This window comes from Paenibacillus radicibacter, from assembly GCF_024721995.1.
Lineage (GTDB): Bacteria > Bacillota > Bacilli > Paenibacillales > NBRC-103111 > Paenibacillus_AM > Paenibacillus_AM radicibacter.
The window spans coordinates 292,958-309,513 of record NZ_JANQBC010000001.1; the positions used below are offsets into that span (position 1 = coordinate 292,958).

The following is a 16,556-nucleotide window of genomic DNA, read 5'->3' on the forward strand; positions in this document are numbered from 1 at the left end:
GGATTATTTAATGATGTTAATAGATTCTGTTGAAGGGAACCAAAGAACAGATGCCCCTAATTGTTCCGAAATATAACGAAGTGGTACGAGTATGCGATCTTTTTCAATAGTAGGTACAAGATCATAACCTTCAATAACTTGACCGACTGTCATCTTTAATGTCTTATTACCTTGTGCAATCGTGACTTGCTGAGCTTCTTCATTCCACTCCACTTTTGCACCAAATGCTTCTGCAATGAATCTCAATGGAACGAATGTCCGATCGCTTACAACCATAGCTGCCACGTCATTCTCGGTAGATGTACCATTAACAGTTGCATTTGAATTATTGAGCGTTAGCTCAATCGTTGTTAAATCATTTGCTTTGAGCAAGCCGTAATAAGTGAATCGATCCGTATGAAAAGTAAATATTTTCTTGTCAGCATCATATTTACCACCTAGCTTCACAATGGACTTCGAACCGTCTGTACTCGTTACAAAACGCACACCGGTTAGCTTAGCGATGTTTGCTGCTGAAAGTGATAACATAGATGTATCCAGTGTGACTTTTACCGGTTCTACAAAACTTGTAATTGCCGTCTTCGTTCCATCGCTAGCCACAAGATCTGCTGTTAATTCGACGATCACTCCTCCGATATCAATCAAGCCTAAGCGATCGAGGTTCGCTTGCTTAAGCATGTCCTGCTTCTCGCTTGCTTTTAGGATTCGAACACCGAATTCGATACTAGCTTTAGTATTATTAAGTAGATCGGTTACCTGTTTGCTTAGTAATGCCGTAGGTGCAAATTCAAGCCTTACGACACCATTTTCCACGACAAGCGATTGCTTCTTATCCATCAGCTTCTGTATATTCGACATGCCAAGTGATGCTTTGCCATCTGGATCTTGCGTCAAGTTAATTAGAGCTTGTTTACCTGTTGTAAGTGCCTCTTCTACCATTTTGTTACCGTCTACCTGTGTTGGAGTTGCAGGGTTTGGTGTGGTTGATTCAGAACTTGAACCTCCACCACCTACATTTCCTCCACCAGTGCTAGGATCAACTGGATCAACAGGTGTTGTTGGATCTTGCTTGTAGGAGACATGTAGACGATAAACCTTCGTTGTCTTACCATCTGGTGCAGTCACAGTGATTTCAATGGTATAACCCGTTGAGATTTGGTCTTTCATAGTAATACTCGCTCTCGCCATAATTTCTTCTGGAATCGCCAAGACTCTTAATTTGTTACTTTTAAACAAATTAATTGAGTATTCTGTTTTTTTTGGTTTGAAACTTGGAAGTTCCGTTATGACTGAGTCAATGTCAATTAAAAATTTGGATAAATCTGCATTGTTACTCACTGTTGTAAATTCAAGGACGAACTCTGAATCTAGACTATTTCCATCCATATCCGATATCGTGTTTGCAGGAATGACTAAGCGATAGTGTTCTCTATGCTTAAGTTCACTTTGCGGCTTAATTCTTAAAATAATATTTTTAGTGTCAAGGTCGATTTTAACCGATCCGTTCGAATCGTAAAGTTGAACTAACTCTTTATTCTTTACTTGAATATCTTTATTAAAAATAAAAGTTGGAAGTTCATTTACAGATACAGATGTTGCTCCAGATGCAGGATTACTGCTTACTACATAAGGAAGCACAATTGGATCTTGCGTATAGGTTACATAAAGACGGTATTGCTTCGTTGTCTCCTCATCTGGTGCTGTGACGTTCACTTCAATGGTATAGCCAGTGGATGTTTGGTCTTTCGTATCTATGGTCACTTTCGCTTTGGCATCTTCCGGACTTACGATGACAGCAAGTTTACTAGTTTTTGATACATTAATTGAATATTCAGTTTTTAATGGGTCGAAGTTCGGAAGTACCGTTACTTTCGTATCTATGTCGATAAAAAACGTAGATAAATTCGCATTGTTACTCACCGTTGTAAATTCAAGTGCAAACTCTGTATCCAGACTATTTCCATCCAGATCCGATACCGTATTTGCAGGAATAACTAAGCGATAATGTTCTCCATGCTTAAGTTCACTTTGCGGTTCAATTGTCATCATATTCTTATTGATGGAAACATTGATTTGAACCTGACCGTTTGTGTCACTAAGCTGGATGAGTTCTAGATTGTTCACTTGAATATCTTTATTGAAGGTAAGGGTTGGCTGTACATTTACAGCTACATCTACATCTACATCTCCTGGTGATGGATTACTGCTTGCCACATAGGGAAGTACTATCAATTTTCCCGTTGAGAATATGAATGTTTGGGTCTCTTTATTCGGATTGCCCGCTACATCTACAACCGCCTTTTTCGGGAGTACAATCTTATAGTCCGTTCCATATTGAAGAGGCTGCCTTGGTGTGAGAATAACTGAGTTCCCCTCGATCCGACGATTGATTTCAACATGATCTCTACCTTTAAGCAAAGAAATAATTCGGTAATCTTCTCCTTGACCAATCGGTTCATCGAATGTCAGCTTAATCTCGCTGGATATTGGGACATTCGTTGCACCTTGTGCCGGATCAACTTCTTTAAGCATAGGAGGAGTAACATCTGGCTTCAACGCACGGAATGTGATTCGATAATCTTCTTGCATAGGTAAGTTCACTTTGTCATAAATTGCGCCTTGCGGAACAACAAGGTTATAGCTAGTACGATCTGTAAGTCCAACAGCAGGTTGAATCGTTAAGATATTGCCGTCGATCGAAGCAACAATTGGAATCGCATTATCGGTTAGATCAGTTAGCTTAATCGATGTAAACTGGGCACCAACTACAATTGCTTCATTAAACGCAAGAATAATAGGTGCAGTTAGATCGGATATTTTCCCATTGTGGCTTGGAATCGACCGTGCAACATAAGGAGCAGTTGTATCCTTTGTATATAGAACTTTATAGAATGGTGCTGCCAATCCTTGATTCACAAGATCCTTAACTGCACTTGTTCCAACGGATAAAAAGTACTTCGCATCCGCCATTAATGGTTCGATCGAATGGATTGTCATAACATTATCCTCAACCTGAACATCAATTGCCTGTGGTACATCCGAAGCATTAAGCAATTGAATTTTGCTCAAGTCATTCACTCCAATTGGCTCGCTCCAAGTCATTTCAATGGAATAATTGACTTTTGTCGCATCTACAGTTGGAACATTATGTTCCAATATCAATTCAATACGTGGTGCCATATCGATATACTGAACACGCTTCTTAGTGCTGTCCAACAAGTAGAGATTATTAAACTTATCTACTTGCACATTAACTGGTTTCGAATAATACCAATCTTTATCCGCCCCATTAGCTGGCTTCATCGTACCGATTTCTTGAATAAAATTACCATTGTTGTCGTACATCAGAACAAGCTTACTTCCGTCATCCGCTGCTACATATACATTACCGAAGGAATCAACAGTCAAATTGACAGGACTTGCTCCCCAATAATAGTTGGCTTCAGAAGGTGTCCATGATGTGATGAAATTCCCACCTGCATCAAGCTTCTGAATACGTTTGTTTTGTTTATCTGCTACAAATATAGAACCTTTAGAGTCAATGACAATTGGACCCGGACTATTAAACTCACCATTGCCACTTCCTTGTCTACCCCACTCGCTTAATTTATTACCGCTTCCATCATATTTGTACACTTTGCCCTTAGCAGAACTTGTGAGATAAATGTTGCCTGCTCGGTCAACAGCAACTCCACCGCCGCTGTCGGCTTTAAACTCTACAGGAAATTTGAACTCTTGCCCGGCAGGGTCATATTTTCGAATATCGTAATAGTTATGCACGTACAAATTACCCGCTTCATCCAGTGCAAGCTCGCTAGGAGAACTTAAATTTTTTATTTCATAAAGCAAATTACCGTAAGGATCGAATTTCTGTACGGCTTTATCCGTACTCACATACACATTCCCTTCTTGACCAAGTGCCATTCCTGAGAAACGTGCTACACTCGCTAGATTAATGGACTTATAATGACCACTACCAGCGTTCGGATTCATAATTGTCTTGAAAGAAGATGAGTATGCTTCTGCCAATAAATTCCCCGATCCATCTCGCACAGCGCCTGCTGGCACATGAAGTTCGTATTTCGTCAAATAGCCAAGAGGTTGTACTGATTTAACAATAACTTTGCGAGGATCATTTGAATCTAATTGAGTGGTTATCCGCACATTAGACCCTGATGCATCTAGAAGTTGAATCGGTTTTTCTGGATTAATCGATCCGATGGTTTCATTATATTGGATCGTGATCTCTTGCATGATGGCAACGTCTCTGGAACCATCAGCTGGTGTTATATTTTCAACAACTGGAGGTGTTACGTCTGGATTCTGCGTTGTAAATTCGAACGAATACCCCTTCTGATTAACACTCGCAAATGCGTTGTTTGCCATATCTTTAACAGCATGATCTCGGATATGAACGATAAATTTAGAGTTCACATTTAGTGGTGCATTCGGTTTTATTGTCAGTACATTTTCTTTTACACTTAAGGTTGTAGGTACTAGATTCTCTCCTGTCTTTAGTGTAATTTCTGTACCTTCTTCTGCATTCAATTGGATGTCTTCGTTAAAAGTAATTTTGATTTCTTGAGAAATTGGAATATCTGTGGATTGATCAGTTGGAACTGTACTTGTAATGATTGGTGGGGCTAAATCAGGAGTTTCAGTAGTAAATGTCAGTGTAAACGGTTGTTTCACTTGATTACCTAGCTTATCTTGAATCGTCAGTGCTGGAATGTTGAGGCTGTAAGTTTCTTCATAGAGAAGTGAACTCTTCGGTTTTATCGTGAGGACTTTCGAATCAGTCGATGAGACTGCTATTTCAATTGAAGAATCTGCTTGATTCTTGTCTTTTAAAGTAATCTTAGAGTAATCAGTTGCTGCAATTTCTTTGGAAAAAGCAATGTTCAAACGCACATTGGCTGATACACCTGTTTCATTCTGAACTGGTGTTGTAAGTTGAACGTGCGGTGGTGTAACATCCTTCGTCGTGAAATCGTAGTTGTAATCTTGTTCGAGCAGACTGCCGTCTGTACCAGCCACACTATTTGCTGGAATACGTAATTGGTACGCATGATTGGATACAAGTCCATTTTGGGAATGAACGAGTAATTCTTTACCGCTATTTCCTAGCGTTACTGTTGTGCTTACAGGCGCTTGAGTCGTTGCGTCAAACAATTGGATACCACTTTCATTTCGAATGGTTATTGATTTTGAATATAACACTTCGATTGAATAATTCACGGTTACTGGATCTTGACCATTATCATTTACTGTACCTGCTGTTGAGCTTGCTGACATCACTTGTAGAGGTGACACAGGCTTTTGCATCATTTGGATTCGGTTATTACCAGTATCCACTACATATAAATTACCTTGAGGGTCTTGTGTCAATGCATTCGGGTTCAAGAACTGTCCTTCTGCCGATCCATGTGATCCCCAGCTTTTAAGTTCTTTTCCAGTCCTATCGTATTGAATGACTTTACTAGTCGATTGATCGAGTACATAGAAGCTTCCCTCGTCGCTTACAACTAAGCCTACTGTTGATTGTGCTTTGTCTAATGTTATTTTATTTTGAAGCGTACCGTCTTTCGCGAAGATTAAAAGCTCATGATTAGATTGCAATATATACACATGCTGCGCGTCTACTGCTATCGCTTTAGGATTCTGTATGGAACCCGATCCCCACTCTGATAGGAATTGACCCGATTTATCGTACGATTGAACGGCGTTTTTATTACCACCTTGTGCAATGTATACAGTCGTATCATCGACTGCCATTGGGCCCGAATATGACATGTAGTAATTGCGATCATTCTTATGAGCTACACTACCATCTGAGTTATAATAGGTTAACACCCCATACGTATCATAGACATAAACATATTGATCATCTAAGGTGATGTTCCTAGTCATATTCCCCTTCGGTCCAAACGGGGAACTGCTGCTTTCACCAGCGGCTAATTTGTGAATGTATTCTGTATTCGGATACGTATCATTATCAAAGTGACTGCTACTCACATACATGGAGCCATCACCAGCAATGGTCAACTCATTTAACCCTTGAATACCTTCAGATGTAATTATCGTATGAAACCCCGGTCCAGCATCTGGATTTGTAACTTTGATTAAATGTCCGGAATTAACTGGATCACTCGCTTCGTCTAGGATTTGCCCACTAGGTTCAGATACGGAACCTAATCCAGCATCTTCAGGTACCTGCACATCGGTTTGTTCTTGAACCTGTACGACTTGCTCCTCTTGGGCATATGCCCAACTGCTGTTGGTTGAGAAACATAACAAGATCATGTTCAGAATCATAAATAATTTCAACAGTTTCGTTTTTCTTAAACGGTATAAGGCCATTTCTTAACCTCCATATTTAAAAATACATAATCGAAACCAAATTAGGTAAGCGTTTACAAATTTCTCAACTCCTTTTACTCACCTCTCCTTAGTAACGTAATAAAGCAAGAAGCATACCAATTATGGCGGTCAAGCAAAAATTCATGTTCTTTACATAAACTTGTCCATTTCCTTCTACATTTCCGTGTAAGTCTATACACATTGTAGTTATAGCTATACACACAGAAAAAAACCGTCTAAGCAGTAGATACTACCTAAACGGTTTACCTGATTGAATCAGTTTCATCTCCCGATGAATTTGCTTCAGAAAAATAAATGAACTAACCCCTAATATCAATAATATTAATCTTATTATCAAAAAAAGTTAATTATATTTATTTACAAATTGAATAAATTAATTTATAATTCAAATAAAATGAAAGAGAGGAGTAGAGTATGAAATATCCCATCATCACACAGTGTCCTGTTTGCGACCATCAACTGCACGCCGTCAAGCTGGAATGCGGACATTGCCGGACGACGATCGAGAATACGTTTGAATTATCAAAGCTAGCTCTACTCTCGCCTGAACAACTCCATTTTGCAATTACATTTTTAGTGAATAGAGGCAACATAAAGGAAGTCGAAAAAGAGCTCGGTATATCTTATCCGACGGTGCGCGGTAAGCTTAACGATATCATTACAGCTCTCGGCTACGATGCGCGGAAGAAGCCAGAGGTAGATGCCAAGAAAGTCATTTCTATGCTGGAGAATAACGAAATTACCGCGGATGAAGCAGTTAAGCTGCTAAAGAATGAATGAGGGGGAAAAGCGATGAAAGAAGAAATCAGCAAAGTGTTATCCATGATGCAAGAAGGCAAAATTGATTCTGATAAAGCTTCGGAGTTGATTGATGCGCTGAAGGAGAAGCAAACGGTTCATTCAACACAAGCTGTACAAGTATTGGGTAAACCCCACTATCCAAAGAAACTGTCATCGACATCCAGCAGTTATTTAGATAAAACGTTGAAAATACGAGTCACATCCCTTAAAAACGATAATGTGAACATTAATTTGCCGATTAAATTGATAAAGGCTGTTCTTAGTGTGGGACATAACATTGCATCCAATATTCCACAAGCTGCCCAATACGTGAAGGATATCGACATCGACCTACTAATTGATGCCATTGAGAACGAACTTGATGGGCAAATCATTGACGTCCGCTCCGCTGAAGAGACAGTCTCCGTAGTGATTGAGTGACAGGTCATGATGATTGTAAAAGTGAAGTATAAAAAACTTACTTATTGGATTCCTGTCCCTTATTCCTTATTGTATACAGGGATCGGTATTCTGACTTCCAATTTCATTCAACGTAAAATGAGGGAATCGCTCGGTAAGCCCGATGAACATGCGAGTATACGATCAAGCCATGATCAAGATTTTGTATCGGATAGCGGTCGATTCGGAATTGAACTGATGCTATCAATTCTTGAAAACCAAAACACGAAGCAAATGCTCAGGCAGCTCATCAAGGAGATCCAACGTTACAAAGGAACAGTCCTTGTCGATGTCCGAGCTAAGGACGGCACAGAAGTGTTGGTTAAATTGTAGGTTGAAGCTAGATTCATTCTGTTCTTGTAGATTTTTAACATATGAATGACCCAATAAAAAGACCCCTTTCTCAAGGGGTCTTCTTCAACGTTGCTGTTGGTCGATACTTACGCCCGACTCTTCGCAAATGTTGCCGATCCAATCACTCCACCATCGTCAATCAGTTCACCACGAACAATCGTTAGCTTTTCCCAATAACCTGCAATCACGTTCTTCTGAATTTCTTCACGCATAGGTGCAAATAATCTTTCCCCTGCTAGGGCAGCCCCGCCGCCAATGACAATACAATCTGGGCTAAATAGCGTGACCGCAGCAGCCAGTCCTTTTCCAAGAGCACGACCTGTATATTCCATAACTTCTTTCGCAAGTTCGTCCCCTTCGTCATACGCTTTGGAAACATCTGTTGCTGTAAGTCGTGCTAGGCTATCGCTATCAAACCAATCGCCTAGAAGACTTGTACGACCATCTAGCAAAGCTTCTCTCGCCTGACGAGCAATACCTGTCGCTGATGCTACAGTTTCCAAGCAACCAACCAATCCGCAGCCACACTGCGCCGTTACACCATCCATTGGGATATGACCAATCTCCCCAGCCATATAGCCTCCGCCATAGAATAACTGACCATTGCTGACAACTGCAGCTGCGATTCCCGTTCCAAGCGTAATGCCTAGTACATGTTTATGACCACGACCCGCACCTTGAATCGATTCGCCATACACATACATCCGCACATCGTTATCGATAGATACAGGCACATTTGTTAGTTCTTGCAGACGTGCAGCAACAGGGTAGTCTTTCCAACCTAAGTTAGCGGAGAATACACCAATGCCTAGGTCTGGATTAATGAATCCGGGAGAGCCCATTCCGATTCCTTGTAAGTCGTTCTTATGTATATTGTTTTGCTCTAATAATTCATGGACAGTTTCTGCAAGGCGCCTGATAATATCATCCGAACCTTGACTTGCAAGCGTTGGTTTCTTGAGTTTTGCCACAATGTTCATTTGATCATCCAGCAAACCGCACACCATATTCGTACCACCAAGATCAATTCCAACCCAATAATTCATCTACTGCCACTCTCCCGTTTATCATTTTTAATAAACTGCTTATCTATGATTACGCTTCATATTGTAAGCGATTTCTTTAAGTCTTTCAATGAATGTTCGTTCCGTCACCCTCTTTCAATAGGCGCATAACCTGTATGACCACAGGTAAAAGCCTTTTTATAGGAGGAATTCATATGGCGGTTGAATTACTTGGCATACATTGGTTGTATGTAGTCTTCATCGTCCTTATCATTGGCTGTATGGTTATGCGCAAAGATACGACGCTTGTCTGCATAATAGGCATCTTTCTCATTGGGCTACTCGCTACTGAATCGTTGTCACAATCGGTAAGTGGTGTGTTTAACTCCTTTATTTATGCGATTAAAGAGTTACTTGGGACTATCCTCGTGATTTCATTAATTGTTGCGATGAGTAATGTCTTAACCAAGACGGGCATTAATGAAATGATGATCGCACCTGTCGCTCGATTTATTCGCACACCTGCACTCGCATATTGGATTATTGGTCTAATCATGCTGGTAATCTCGTTGTTCTTCTGGCCATCACCTGCCGTTGCTCTGATTGGCGCGGTACTCCTTCCAGTTGCTCTGCGTGTTGGACTTCCCGCTATTGGTGTAGCAATTGCCATGAACTTGTTCGGGCACGGGATTGCACTATCTGGGGACTATATCATTCAAGGAGCACCGAAACTAACCGCAGGAGCAGCTGGAATCCCGATCGGGGATGTGATGCAAGCTTCTATTCCACTAGTCATCGTGATGGGTGTTGTTACAACAGTTACTGCCTTCTGGTTCTTACATCGCGATATGAAAAAAGGGAAACTCGGACCTGATCTATCTGCACTACTCAGTCGAATAAATGTAGAATCTGCCCCTTACATCTCCGATGAGAAACGATATGGCATAAGTAGAAATCTACGTCGCTTTCTCGCTATTCTAGTTGTTTTGCTATTTGCAGCAGATGTCTATGCCATGTATACCTTAAACCTTCAAGGCGGCGATGCGACAGCACTAATTGGAGGAACTTGTGTATTTATTATGGGCCTAGTTACGATGCTTGCACACAAGAAAGATGGCTTGGAGCGGGTAACCGGATATATTCTGGAGGGACTTCAATTCGGATTTAAAGTGTTCGGACCCGTGATACCGATTGCCGCATTCTTCTATTTAGGGGATTCCGCGTTAATTGATATTTTCGGTAAAATACTTCCCGCTACATCACACGGAATCGTGAACGATCTTGGTCTCGCATTAGCACAATCTGTACCAACAAACGCTTCAGTTAGCGCTCTTACGCTCACTTCTGTAGGTGCTATTACGGGGTTAGATGGATCTGGATTCTCCGGTATATCGCTTGCAGGTTCGGTCGCTCACCTCTTCGGTGTTGCCCTTGGTAAAGGGATTGCAACCCTAACTGCGCTAGGTCAAATTTCTGCCATTTGGGTAGGTGGTGGGACACTCATCCCTTGGGCACTCATCCCTGCTGCCGCTATCTGCGGAGTCAGTCCATTCGAGCTTGCTAGACGTAATCTCAAGCCTGTAGTGATTGGGTTGGTTGTTACCACAATCGTGGCTGCGTTTTTATTGTAGGATATGCAAATTGATATCCATGCAGAAAACACCCAAACGAAAAAGTTTAGGTGTTTTTATGCATGGATCCAATTAAATTAATTTATGCCATATTCGTTTCAATTCTTATATGCTAAGTTAGATTATAGAAAGACAGATTGAAAGAGTAATTGGAACCCTATTTCATAAATGTTTAAGGAGCTCACACATGAATACTCACACGCAAACAGAAGAACCGATTTTTCAAATCAACTGCAAGGACATCATTCTAAGAGAATACATAACATCAGATCTAGATTCCTTTCATGCCCTAACCTGGCAATCTGAAATTCACATTTCCTTACCAGGATGGAACGTAACTAAAGAGCAACGCGAGCAGTGGTTTAACAACTACGAGATCCCCGAGAACAAACAATTTATAAAGGCAGTTGCAGATAAGAAAGACATCGGCTCACTTCGTCTTCGATTAGGTATCATTCTAAAAGAAACGAATGAATTTATCGGCTGGTGCTGTACAGGGATCAAGGACGAACTCCCTCCACCCAATCGGGAAATCATGTATGCCATCTCTAAGGACCACCGTGGTAGAGGCTATACAACCCAAGCAGTTCAAGGAATCGTCCACTATTTATTTGAAAATACCACTGTCGAAGTGCTCTGCGCAATTGCACTTGATAACAATGCACCCTCTAATCGTGTTTTACAAAAATGCGGGTTTGAATTTCAGGATACGATTCAAATCGACCGTGAACACTACCAGCACTATCGACTCCACAAAAAGAGGTCAACCCTTAACTAAAATGTCCCCCATAGAGTAGATACCTACCTAAAAAAGGAGCATCATTCAATTGTCCCTGTCCGGACAATATTTATTTTTACATCAGCTTCAACTTTCGCTTGCGGGAACATGTCATGCCATTTATCTCTGCTAAGCTGTGAGTGCCTAACTGAGCTTCTGTAGGTTTCGCCAAATCCGACTGCATCCGAATTGAGGCGCTGCATCTTCTGAACGAGACGGTTGATTTCTTCTGTCATCGATTTGGCTATTTCCTGCTGAAGCAGGACTGTTGCCGCAGGATTACTGAAGTCGTACAGTTCTGTAATCTCCTCGACCTCCACATTTAATTTCACATTTACCTTAAACTCCAATTGTTCTTTAGACAAAAGCCGAATTCGAGCCTTGCTATTCAAGGCAGAGACAACTACCTTCACTTCACCATCAAGAACATTGCTCTCCTGAATGTATGGGCGCAGCCTTTCTCGCTTTATCCGCAGCTCCTTTAGCCTGGCTTTCTGTTTACCCCGCAATAACTTGAGCAAATACGCCTCGTTCGGATTAATGGAGCCTACAAGATGATCATCGTGGAATAAAGCAAGTCCTTCAATCTCGATTCCTCCCTCGTGCTGATTTATGATTGGAAGCATAGGATCTTTGCCAGCACTATAAAAGTCGCTGCGAAAATCGTGCATGGTACAGGAAGGAACCCACTCCTCCTTTATATGCTGTTGAAGCATTTCATACATAAACATGCCAATGTTCATTATTTTGGTATTTTTGATGCTCAGCAATTCATGCGATGTCCCCCTGCTAACTGATAAATAAATCATATCTCCAAAAAACGGATCACGGGCCATATTCTCTACAATTTCAATAATACCCTCTTTGCTTAGTTCCTCTCCAAACATTGCAACCCGAATCTGTCCGCTCACAAGCGAATTGGACAGTTGGCGATTGTTGTTAATACGAGTTCCTTTACTGCTGTTACCGTAAGAAGATATAACTTTAATTTTCTCTTTTGCTCCTGCCTCGGGATTGAGGAGAGCAGAAGTCACATATAGCTTGTTATCAGCTGATTTATCAAATCCCAAAGCGATCGTTAATCCCAGCTTCTCAAGGACATTCGAATGAACACATCCCGAGAGTACACATATGCCTATCATGACAAGTATAAGTCTGTGCCATAACTTTCTCATCCCCCATCTCTCCCTTTTGCTTTTGCTTTCGATTTCCTCCACTCAGCCAAGTAGGTAATTGCAAGCAGTAAGCATGGATAAATATAGGACACGGAAATTGCAATGAAGCCGAGATAATCATTTATGGCATTAATTTGTCCTCGATTCCGAATCATCGACGAGGCTACAAACACGATCATAGCCATCCCATACAAAGTCGCTTTTTGATGCCATCCAAACAAGAATGAGGTGCCCCTTAGCAGCATCCATGCCATCAGCATCAACCCAGGCAGAACAACGAACATCCATAAAGGCGTGACGACAAACTCAATTCGCTCCAAGAAAGGATACTTAATGATTTTCAGTGGAGTAATCGAGGCCCAAATCGTTTTGAGAAGCTGCTGGTCACTATAGTAGACAATGGAGACTAGCATAATAAAGAGATGCAGGATATTTGTGTATAACACACTTACCTGTGTATACTTCATCACATTTTCTTTATCCTTGACCCGCTTGTATACAAAATAGATAGCCTCAAATCCTGCTATCGTAAATCCCATCTTCATCGCTCCATTTAGCAACTGCGGAAGTGAGGTATCATAAATCGGCAAAATTCGGCTCCACACTGCGTATTCCAGTGGAGTATAGTGCAAAATTGGTATGCTCAAAATTAAAAAAAGGCTGATAACGCTAAGCTGCAATACAACACGGATCCCGCCTAAGCTTCCATAAACCGTTAAAATGATCAGGATGAGCGAGAGCAACCAAGTCGGAAAATCCGGGAAGATCCAGGACTGTAACGCCTCTATGTACGTCCGTATAATCGTCGTCATGTTTGAGAGGAAATATACGAGAAACAGGATGCTTATCCCTCCGCCAATCCACCTGCCGAAGAGCTTCTGATGAATCTCATACAGATCGAGTGATTGATGCTTTCGCAGCGTAGTTACCATTATCCATACAGAAATGTGGGTCGCTATTCCTGCAAGAATGACAGAAATCCATGCATCATGTTGGGCAGCCTTGTAAACAAAGCGTTGAAAGCCAAATATGCCCACGCCAATTTGAGCATTGCATATTAGGAACAGCAGCATATATGCCTTGAAAGAAAACGGTTGTTTTGTTAGCCCTTCAGTTGTCATCCTTCATCACCTAAGTTGTAATTATTCCTCGATGTCTCCCATCCATAAGGAGCGAAACTTGAAAGACTTAACAAGTTTGCGCAGATTATGTCCCTTCGAGGTTAAACCGTGCGGTTCCGGGAGCAGCAGTTCGTGAGTTGCATCATGTTTTCTTTCCGTAGGGTGTATCAGAGTAAAATACGCCTTTCCAAGGCTTGTCTGTCGTAGTAAATGCAAGGTAACGAAAAGCGAAATAAAAGCAATGCCAACCCCTCCCCATAACCCTGCAAATATGATCATGGGATAGCGAACAAGCCGGAGACTGCTGCTCATCAAATAATCGGGAATGGCAAAAGAGCCAAGCGCCGCGAGTGCAACGAGCATAATCAGAATATTGCTTGTAAATCCAGCTTGAACGGCCGCCTGCCCGATAACGATACCGCCTACAATACCCATTGTCTGTCCTACCTTAGTAGGCAATCTCGCTCCTGCTTCACGAAGCAGTTCCATTGTAACCTCCAGAATAAGAGTCTCGAACAAGGGAGGGAATGGAACTCTTGAACGAGATTCGATTAGGGAAACAAGTAGAGATGATGGGATAATTTCATAATGGAAAGTAAGTGCTGCAACATAGGCTGGGGTTAGAAACACGGAAAACATTAGACCCAATAAACGCAGGACACGAAGAAAGGTCCCAATGCTCCAGCCTAAATAACGATCCTCAGGCGATAGAAAAAAATCGACAAACTCATTTGGACCAATAAGCGCAAGCGGACTGCCATCCACAATAAGAACGATCTTCCCTTCCAGCAATGATCTGCTCGCCATATCAACACGTTCCGTCAGCATCATCTCCGGAAATACACTAGCATCATTGTCCTGCAGCATGTGCATCAATTCTGAGCTTCCCGTAATGTCATTGGTACGGAGCGAGCGAATTCGTTCGCGCAAAAGCTCTACACACGACTGTTCCACTCGACTATCCAAGTACAATAGACTAACTGTTGTTTCTCTGACATTTCCTATCGGGTACTGTTCGTTGCACAGCGCAGTGTCGGGGATAGATGATCGCAATAGGGCAGTATTTGTGTCCAAAGCCTCTGTAAAAGCAAGCAATGGACCAAGGATGGTAGCCTCATTCTGTGGAGCAACCAATGCCCGTTTGGGCATACTGGAAATGTTCGCCGCAACGCCACCCTGTGAAGTTGCAATATATACCCAGCCTCTCGCAACTAAGGGAATTGCCTCTTTCAGAGAGTTCACAGATTGGACTTCGCCGATGGGAAGCAGATCCACAAGCTGCTCTCCTGTCGGTCTCTTATCCAAACACTGTAGAGGGTTTAAGATGAATTCAGCTAAATGTGCCTTGTCAATAAGTTCAGGCACAAAGCAAACGGCCATCTCAGAAGATATTGAGCGCACTGTCACATCTGCACTTTTATGAAAATGCTTCTGTAATTGCTCTCGCAGATCTGTCGACAATTGGTCCATTGATCGAATCCCTCCTAAGAAATGATGGCAGAAAATGAGATTATTTATTCTTTAATGGATAATTATACAAATTATTCCCTACATCAAGGATCTTATGCGAAATTAAATCGCTGGACATGGTCAACCGCAAAAAAACCGCCACCTGAATGTATCAGGTAACGGTTCCGTTAAACAAACAACTACATCACTTGCATATCTTCAGGTCCCCAGTATGCGCGCATGCTGGAGATTTTGCCAGACTCATCGAATGTCATAACGTCAATTACATTAATGTGAATGATTTGACCATCCATATTACTTTCAACAACGAATGCCATCGCTGCGGAGTTGCTGTGTGAACCACGAATTGGTGCTGCAAGCGTAAGCTTTGATCCTGACGCGATCACTTGCGTATAGAATGCTGTAATTGCTTCCATTCCCTCTAGTGGTTGTTCACCCACCGGATCTTCAACTGTCGCGTTCTGTGCGAATAGTGCGATAACGCCCTCCGCATTTCCTGCATTAAAGTTGTCTACATAGCTTTGCAGAGCTGCTTTCATCTCGGATTGTGATTGCATTTGGACATCTCCCTTCTCTATCTTATTGTGCGGAATGACCGCCATCGATGGGCAGTTCAATACCTGTTACAAATCTGGATTCATCAGATGCAAGGAACAGAACACCCGCTGCTACGTCTTCGGATTTACCTAGGTACGGAAGTGGAGTTAGTGCCTTGAACCAGTTCAGCATGTTCTCATCTGCGAAGAAACCTGCTGTCATCGGTGTTTCAATGTAACCCGGGTGAACGGAGTTAACACGGATATTTTGCTTCGCAAGGTCGATCGCAGCTGCTTTGGAAAGCATACGAACCGCACCTTTGGATGCTGTGTAAGCGCTCGCACCACTACTTCCTGTAAGACCAGCGATGGAAGAGATATTGATAATGGAACCGCCACCATTTTGCGACATGACAGGAACGACATGCTTCATTCCAAGGAAAGTACCATTAAGGTTAATCTCCATCACTTTATTCCAGTGATCAAGTGGAGCATCTGTTAGTGGATATTGACTCGTAATTCCAGCGTTGTTCACGAGAATATCGATTTTTCCAAAAGCTTCAACCGTGTCTTTAACGATCTGAACCCAATTTTCTTCAGAAGCAACATTCTGGTAGAAACCGATTGCTTCGCCGCCATTTGCTTTAATTTCCGCTACTACTTCTTGTACTTTACCTTCTTGTACGTCAGTTACGACAACTTTCGCACCTTCTTGTGCAAATAAAAGCGCTTCCGCTTTACCTTGACCACCAGCAGAACCTGTAATAATCGCTACTTTGTTTGCTAAACGACCCATTTATCATCATTCCTTTTCTACAAAGAATTTATTTAACTAATTTAATGATAAATAGATTTAACTATTATGTC

The 16,556-nt window shown here is 41.8% G+C and carries 12 protein-coding genes; 5 read left to right on the forward strand and 7 right to left on the reverse strand.

The features are described from left to right. Positions 1-3 precede the first annotated feature (3 nt). The gene (locus tag NV379_RS01405) at positions 4-6,360 is read right to left on the reverse strand and encodes an Ig-like domain-containing protein (RefSeq protein WP_258205472.1); all 6,357 of its coding nucleotides are present in this window, start codon (positions 6,358-6,360) and stop codon (positions 4-6) included. A 435-nt stretch (positions 6,361-6,795) separates the two neighbouring features. On the opposite strand from NV379_RS01405, the gene NV379_RS01410 reads away from it, so the two are divergent. The 3 genes from NV379_RS01410 to NV379_RS01420 are packed head-to-tail and all read left to right on the forward strand — an operon-like array spanning position 6,796 to position 7,953. Further along, positions 6,796-7,161, forward strand: a complete 366-nt coding sequence (locus NV379_RS01410) for a DUF2089 domain-containing protein (RefSeq protein ID WP_258205473.1) — start codon at positions 6,796-6,798, stop codon at positions 7,159-7,161. Positions 7,162-7,173: 12 nt separating this feature from the next. After that, positions 7,174-7,602, forward strand: a complete 429-nt coding sequence (locus NV379_RS01415) for an SHOCT-like domain-containing protein (RefSeq protein WP_258205474.1) — start codon at positions 7,174-7,176, stop codon at positions 7,600-7,602. A 6-nt stretch (positions 7,603-7,608) separates the two neighbouring features. After that, positions 7,609-7,953: a hypothetical protein gene (locus NV379_RS01420; RefSeq protein WP_258205475.1), complete on the forward strand. Its 345-nt coding sequence runs from the start codon at positions 7,609-7,611 to the stop codon at positions 7,951-7,953. A 107-nt stretch (positions 7,954-8,060) separates the two neighbouring features. On the opposite strand, the gene NV379_RS01425 is transcribed toward NV379_RS01420, so the two are convergent. After that, positions 8,061-9,020, reverse strand: coding sequence for an ROK family protein (locus NV379_RS01425; RefSeq protein ID WP_258205476.1), 960 nt, complete (start codon positions 9,018-9,020; stop codon positions 8,061-8,063). 173 nt (positions 9,021-9,193) lie between these two features. Here NV379_RS01425 and NV379_RS01430 point away from each other — a divergent pair, with 173 nt between their 5' ends. Both NV379_RS01430 and NV379_RS01435 read left to right on the forward strand, forming a co-directional pair. Further along, on the forward strand, positions 9,194-10,609 hold the full coding sequence (locus NV379_RS01430) for a hypothetical protein (protein WP_258205477.1): 1,416 nt from the start codon (positions 9,194-9,196) through the stop codon (positions 10,607-10,609). A gap of 187 nt (positions 10,610-10,796) precedes the next feature. Beyond that, positions 10,797-11,387: a GNAT family N-acetyltransferase gene (locus NV379_RS01435; protein ID WP_258205478.1), complete on the forward strand. Its 591-nt coding sequence runs from the start codon at positions 10,797-10,799 to the stop codon at positions 11,385-11,387. A 41-nt stretch (positions 11,388-11,428) separates the two neighbouring features. On the opposite strand, the gene NV379_RS01440 is transcribed toward NV379_RS01435, so the two are convergent. The 5 genes from NV379_RS01440 to NV379_RS01460 all read right to left on the reverse strand — a co-directional run bounded on the left by NV379_RS01440 (position 11,429) and on the right by NV379_RS01460 (position 16,485). Beyond that, positions 11,429-12,562 carry a Ger(x)C family spore germination protein gene (locus tag NV379_RS01440; protein ID WP_258205479.1) on the reverse strand — a complete coding sequence of 378 codons (1,134 nt, stop codon included), beginning with the start codon at positions 12,560-12,562 and terminating at the stop codon, positions 11,429-11,431. Continuing rightward, positions 12,559-13,683 carry a GerAB/ArcD/ProY family transporter gene (locus NV379_RS01445; RefSeq protein ID WP_258205480.1) on the reverse strand — a complete coding sequence of 375 codons (1,125 nt, stop codon included), beginning with the start codon at positions 13,681-13,683 and terminating at the stop codon, positions 12,559-12,561. Before NV379_RS01445 ends, NV379_RS01440 begins: the two co-directional genes overlap by 4 nt. A gap of 21 nt (positions 13,684-13,704) precedes the next feature. Beyond that, positions 13,705-15,153: a spore germination protein gene (locus NV379_RS01450; RefSeq protein WP_258205481.1), complete on the reverse strand. Its 1,449-nt coding sequence runs from the start codon at positions 15,151-15,153 to the stop codon at positions 13,705-13,707. Positions 15,154-15,332: 179 nt separating this feature from the next. Further along, on the reverse strand, positions 15,333-15,710 hold the full coding sequence (locus NV379_RS01455; protein ID WP_258205482.1) for a steroid Delta-isomerase: 378 nt from the start codon (positions 15,708-15,710) through the stop codon (positions 15,333-15,335). Positions 15,711-15,732: 22 nt separating this feature from the next. After that, complete coding sequence (locus tag NV379_RS01460; protein WP_258205483.1) at positions 15,733-16,485, reverse strand: SDR family NAD(P)-dependent oxidoreductase; 753 nt, start codon at positions 16,483-16,485, stop codon at positions 15,733-15,735. Positions 16,486-16,556: the final 71 nt, after the last annotated feature.